The 5,249-nt window shown below is 57.6% G+C and carries 2 tRNA genes and 2 rRNA genes; all 4 read right to left on the bottom strand.

Annotated features, from left to right (window positions below):
* Positions 1-25: 25 nt before the first annotated feature.
* Positions 26-2,903 (bottom strand): 23S ribosomal RNA (locus HNQ58_RS13230).
* 210 nt (positions 2,904-3,113) lie between these two features.
* Positions 3,114-3,190 (bottom strand) — tRNA-Ile (locus tag HNQ58_RS13225).
* 52 nt (positions 3,191-3,242) lie between these two features.
* A tRNA-Ala gene (locus HNQ58_RS13220) sits at positions 3,243-3,318 on the bottom strand.
* 109 nt (positions 3,319-3,427) lie between these two features.
* Positions 3,428-4,966, bottom strand: a 16S ribosomal RNA gene (locus HNQ58_RS13215).
* The 16S and 23S rRNA genes sit together here with 2 tRNA genes alongside, the layout of an rRNA operon.
* Between the last annotated feature and the right edge of the window lie 283 nt (positions 4,967-5,249).

Below are 5,249 nucleotides of genomic sequence, written 5' to 3'. Positions count from 1 at the left end.
CCGCATCGAAGCCACTTGAGGTTATATGGTCAAGCCGCACGGATCATTAGTACTGGTTAGCTCAACGCATTGCTGCGCTTACACACCCAGCCTATCAACCACCTGGTCTTGATGGTTCCTTCAGGGGAGTCGAGCTCCCGGGAGATCTCATCTTGAGGCGCGCTTCCCGCTTAGATGCTTTCAGCGGTTATCGCTTCCGAACATAGCTACCCGGCAGTGCCACTGGCGTGACAACCGGAACACCAGAGGTTCGTCCACTCCGGTCCTCTCGTACTAGGAGCAGCCCCTCTCAAATCTCCAACGCCCACGACAGATAGGGACCGAACTGTCTCACGACGTTCTGAACCCAGCTCGCGTACCACTTTAAATGGCGAACAGCCATACCCTTGGGACCGACTACAGCCCCAGGATGTGATGAGCCGACATCGAGGTGCCAAACACCGCCGTCGATATGAACTCTTGGGCGGTATCAGCCTGTTATCCCCGGAGTACCTTTTATCCGTTGAGCGATGGCCCTTCCATACAGAACCACCGGATCACTAGGACCTACTTTCGTACCTGCTTGATCCGTCGATCTTGCAGTCAAGCACGCTTATGCCCTTGCACACAGTGCGCGATGTCCGACCGCGCTGAGCGTACCTTCGTGCTCCTCCGTTACTCTTTGGGAGGAGACCGCCCCAGTCAAACTACCCACCATACACGGTCCCCGACCCGGATCACGGGCCCAGGTTAGAACGTCAAGCACATCAGGGTGGTATTTCAAGGTTGGCTCCGCCCGAACTGGCGTCCGGGTTTCACAGCCTCCCACCTATCCTACACAGACGAACTCAACGTTCAGTGTAAAGCTGTAGTAAAGGTTCACGGGGTCTTTCCGTCTTGCCGCGGGAACGCTGCATCTTCACAGCGATTTCAATTTCACTGAGTCTCGGGTGGAGACAGCGCCGCTGTCGTTACGCCATTCGTGCAGGTCGGAACTTACCCGACAAGGAATTTCGCTACCTTAGGACCGTTATAGTTACGGCCGCCGTTTACCGGGGCTTCGATCAAGAGCTTCGCTTGCGCTAACCCCATCACTTAACCTTCCGGCACCGGGCAGGCGTCACACCCTATACGTCCACTTTCGTGTTTGCAGAGTGCTGTGTTTTTGATAAACAGTCGCAGCGGCCTGGTCACTGCGGCCCGCCGGTGCTCAGTGACGCACGTCACCACACCAGCAGGCGCACCTTCTCCCGAAGTTACGGTGCCATGTTGCCTAGTTCCTTCACCCGAGTTCTCTCAAGCGCCTGAGAATTCTCATCCTGCCCACCTGTGTCGGTTTACGGTACGGTCTGCGTGAGCTGAAGCTTAGGGGCTTTTCCTGGAAGCGTGGGATCAGTGACTTCAGCCTATAGGCTTGGTCTCGGTGCTCGGTGTATGAACCCCCGGATTTGCCTAAGGGCTCCACCTACCGCCTTTCCCCGGGACAACCAACGCCCGGTACACCTACCCTTCTCCGTCCCCCCATCGCACTCACGCGAGGTGCTGGAATATTAACCAGCTTCCCATCGACTACGCATTTCTGCCTCGCCTTAGGGGCCGACTCACCCTGCGCCGATTAACGTTGCGCAAGGAAACCTTGGGCTTTCGGCGTGCGGGCTTTTCACCCGCATTATCGTTACTCATGTCAGCATTCGCACTTCCGATACCTCCAGCAGACCTCTCGATCCACCTTCGACGGCGTACGGAACGCTCCTCTACCGCGCCTACGAAGTAGGCACCCCAAGCTTCGGTTTACCGCTTAGCCCCGTTAAATCTTCCGCGCAGGCCGACTCGACCAGTGAGCTATTACGCTTTCTTTAAAGGGTGGCTGCTTCTAAGCCAACCTCCTGGCTGTCTGGGCCTTCCCACATCGTTCACCACTGAGCGGTAAATTTGGGACCTTAGCTGTGGGTCTGGGTTGTTTCCCTTTCCACGACGGACGTTAGCACCCGCCGTGTGTCTCCCGTGATTGCACTTGCTGGTATTCGGAGTTTGCCATGGTTTGGTAAGTCGCAATGACCCCCTAGCCATAACAGTGCTCTACCCCCAGCAGTGAGACACGAGGCGCTACCTAAATAGCTTTCGAGGAGAACCAGCTATCTCCGGGTTCGATTAGCTTTTCACTCCTAATCACACCTCATCCCCTACCTTTGCAACGGGAGTGGGTTCGGGCCTCCAGTCAGTGTTACCTGACCTTCACCCTGGGCATGACTAGATCACCCGGTTTCGGGTCTACTGCCTGCGACTGTGCGCCCTGTTCAGACTCGGTTTCCCTTCGCCTCCCCTATCCGGTTAAGCTCGCCACAGACAGTAAGTCGCTGACCCATTATACAAAAGGTACGCAGTCACTCCTTGCGGAGCTTCCACTGCTTGTACGCACACGGTTTCAGGGTCTATTTCACTCCCCTCTCCGGGGTTCTTTTCGCCTTTCCCTCACGGTACTGGTTCACTATCGGTCGGTCAGGAGTATTTAGCCTTGGAGGATGGTCCCCCCATGTTCAGACAGGGTTTCACGTGCCCCGCCTTACTCGTCATCATCGGTACGGCCCTTTCGCATACAGGGCTGTCACCTTCTATGGCCGGCCTTTCCAGGCCGTTTTGCTAGAACCATACCGACTTCAGGGCTGGTCCCCGTTCGCTCGTCACTACTGAGGGAATCTCGGTTGATTTCTTTTCCTCCGGGTACTTAGATATTTCAGTTCCCCGGGTTCGCCTCCAGCAGCTATGGATTCACTGCAGGATACTGCCGAAGCAGTGGGTTTCCCCATTCGGACATCGCGGGATCAAAGCTTGTTGCCAGCTCCCCCGCGCTTTTCGCAGGCTGCCACGTCCTTCATCGCCTCTGACCGCCAAGGCATCCACCGTGTGCGCTTAGTCGCTTGACCATATAACCCCAAGTCGCCTCGGGGCCGTCTTGCAACTGATAACGACTCAATATCGGTGCCTCTCGGCACCCGCCTTAGCCTCAACGACACGTCAAGACAGTCGTCTCAAACGCTCGCTACGTCCCAAGTTGTCAAAGAACGCGAAACCGGCCTCAACGCCCGTCCGCTCAATGCTTTGCGTGTGCGCTTCCAGAGTGTGCTCGTCTCAGATGGTGGGTCTGGGAGGACTCGAACCACCGACCTCACCCTTATCAGGGGTGCGCTCTAACCACCTGAGCTACAGACCCATCCGAGGACTCGTCCTGGCCGCCACCGGCTCGCGTCCGGCGGCTGCTCGCGTGGTGGAGCCAGTCGGGTTCGAACCGACGACCCCCTGCTTGCAAAGCAGGTGCTCTCCCAGCTGAGCTATGGCCCCGGCGTGTCACGCAGGGCGACGACCACACGACGCCCGCCGTGTGCCGTCTGTACTCTGGAATGCAGGTGTCTTGTGCGGGCGCCTGACAGCATGTGACCTGTCGCGCTCGAAAGGAGGTGATCCAGCCGCACCTTCCGGTACGGCTACCTTGTTACGACTTCACCCCAGTCATGAATCACTCCGTGGTAACCGTCCCCCTTGCGGTTAGACTAGCTACTTCTGGAGCAACCCACTCCCATGGTGTGACGGGCGGTGTGTACAAGGCCCGGGAACGTATTCACCGCAGCAATGCTGATCTGCGATTACTAGCGATTCCGACTTCACGGAGTCGAGTTGCAGACTCCGATCCGGACTGAGATGGGGTTTCTGGGATTGGCTCACCGTCGCCGGCTTGCAGCCCTCTGTCCCCACCATTGTAGTACGTGTGTAGCCCTGGCCGTAAGGGCCATGATGACTTGACGTCATCCCCACCTTCCTCCGGTTTGTCACCGGCAGTCTCCTTAGAGTTCCCACCATCACGTGCTGGCAACTAAGGACAAGGGTTGCGCTCGTTGCGGGACTTAACCCAACATCTCACGACACGAGCTGACGACAGCCATGCAGCACCTGTCTCACGGTTCCCGAAGGCACCAATCCATCTCTGGAAAGTTCCGTGGATGTCAAGGCCAGGTAAGGTTCTGCGCGTTGCATCGAATTAAACCACATACTCCACCGCTTGTGCGGGCCCCCGTCAATTCCTTTGAGTTTCAGTCTTGCGACCGTACTCCCCAGGCGGCGAACTTAACGCGTTAGCTTCGACACTGAGCACCTGAGTGTGCCCAACATCCAGTTCGCATCGTTTAGGGCGTGGACTACCAGGGTATCTAATCCTGTTTGCTCCCCACGCTTTCGTGCATGAGCGTCAGTACTGGTCCAGGTGGCCGCCTTCGCCACGGGTGTTCCTCCCGATCTCTACGCATTTCACCGCTACACCGGGAATTCCACCACCCTCTACCGTACTCTAGCCCGCCAGTATCCAATGCCATTCCCAGGTTGAGCCCGGGGCTTTCACATCAGACTTAACGAACCGCCTGCGCACGCTTTACGCCCAGTAATTCCGAGTAACGCTTGCACCCTTCGTATTACCGCGGCTGCTGGCACGAAGTTAGCCGGTGCTTATTCTTCCGGTACCGTCATTCCCACGGGGTATTAGCCCGCAGGTTTTCTTCCCGGACAAAAGTGCTTTACAACCCGAAGGCCTTCTTCACACACGCGGCATGGCTGGATCAGGCTTGCGCCCATTGTCCAATATTCCCCACTGCTGCCTCCCGTAGGAGTCTGGGCCGTGTCTCAGTCCCAGTGTGGCTGATCATCCTCTCAGACCAGCTACGGATCGTCGCCTTGGTGGGCCTTTACCCCGCCAACTAGCTAATCCGACATCGGCTCATCCTGCCGCGCGAGGCCCGAAGGTCCCCCGCTTTCACCCGTAGGTCGTATGCGGTATTAGCCTAAGTTTCCCTAGGTTATCCCCCACGACAGGGCAGATTCCGATGCATTCCTCACCCGTCCGCCGCTCGCCGGCATCCCGAAGGACCCGCTGCCGCTCGACTTGCATGTGTTAGGCCTGCCGCCAGCGTTCACTCTGAGCCAGGATCAAACTCTTCAGTTGAAGCTTGAAGCTTTCGCTGATGTCGTCCTGAGCCCTGCGTCGCTTGCTACAAAACAATTGACTGTGCTCTGAAACGGACATCTGCAAGATCGTGGACAGATCCACCACCCTGCAGGCGCCCGCACAAGTCACCTGCGCACACTGTCAAAGATCAACCGCTTGGCGAGTCATCCTCGCCTCGCACCTCAGGACGTTTCGTCCGAGGGAGCCGCACATTATACGGCACTTTCCGCGTCGGTCAACACCCCAACGGGCGCCTCCCGCCACCCCCGCCACCCGCCTC

Source organism: Rehaibacterium terrae, assembly GCF_014202935.1.
GTDB lineage: Bacteria > Pseudomonadota > Gammaproteobacteria > Xanthomonadales > Xanthomonadaceae > Rehaibacterium > Rehaibacterium terrae.
Note: the sequence above shows the minus strand (reverse complement) of the source record. Positions and strands in the feature narration are given on the sequence as shown.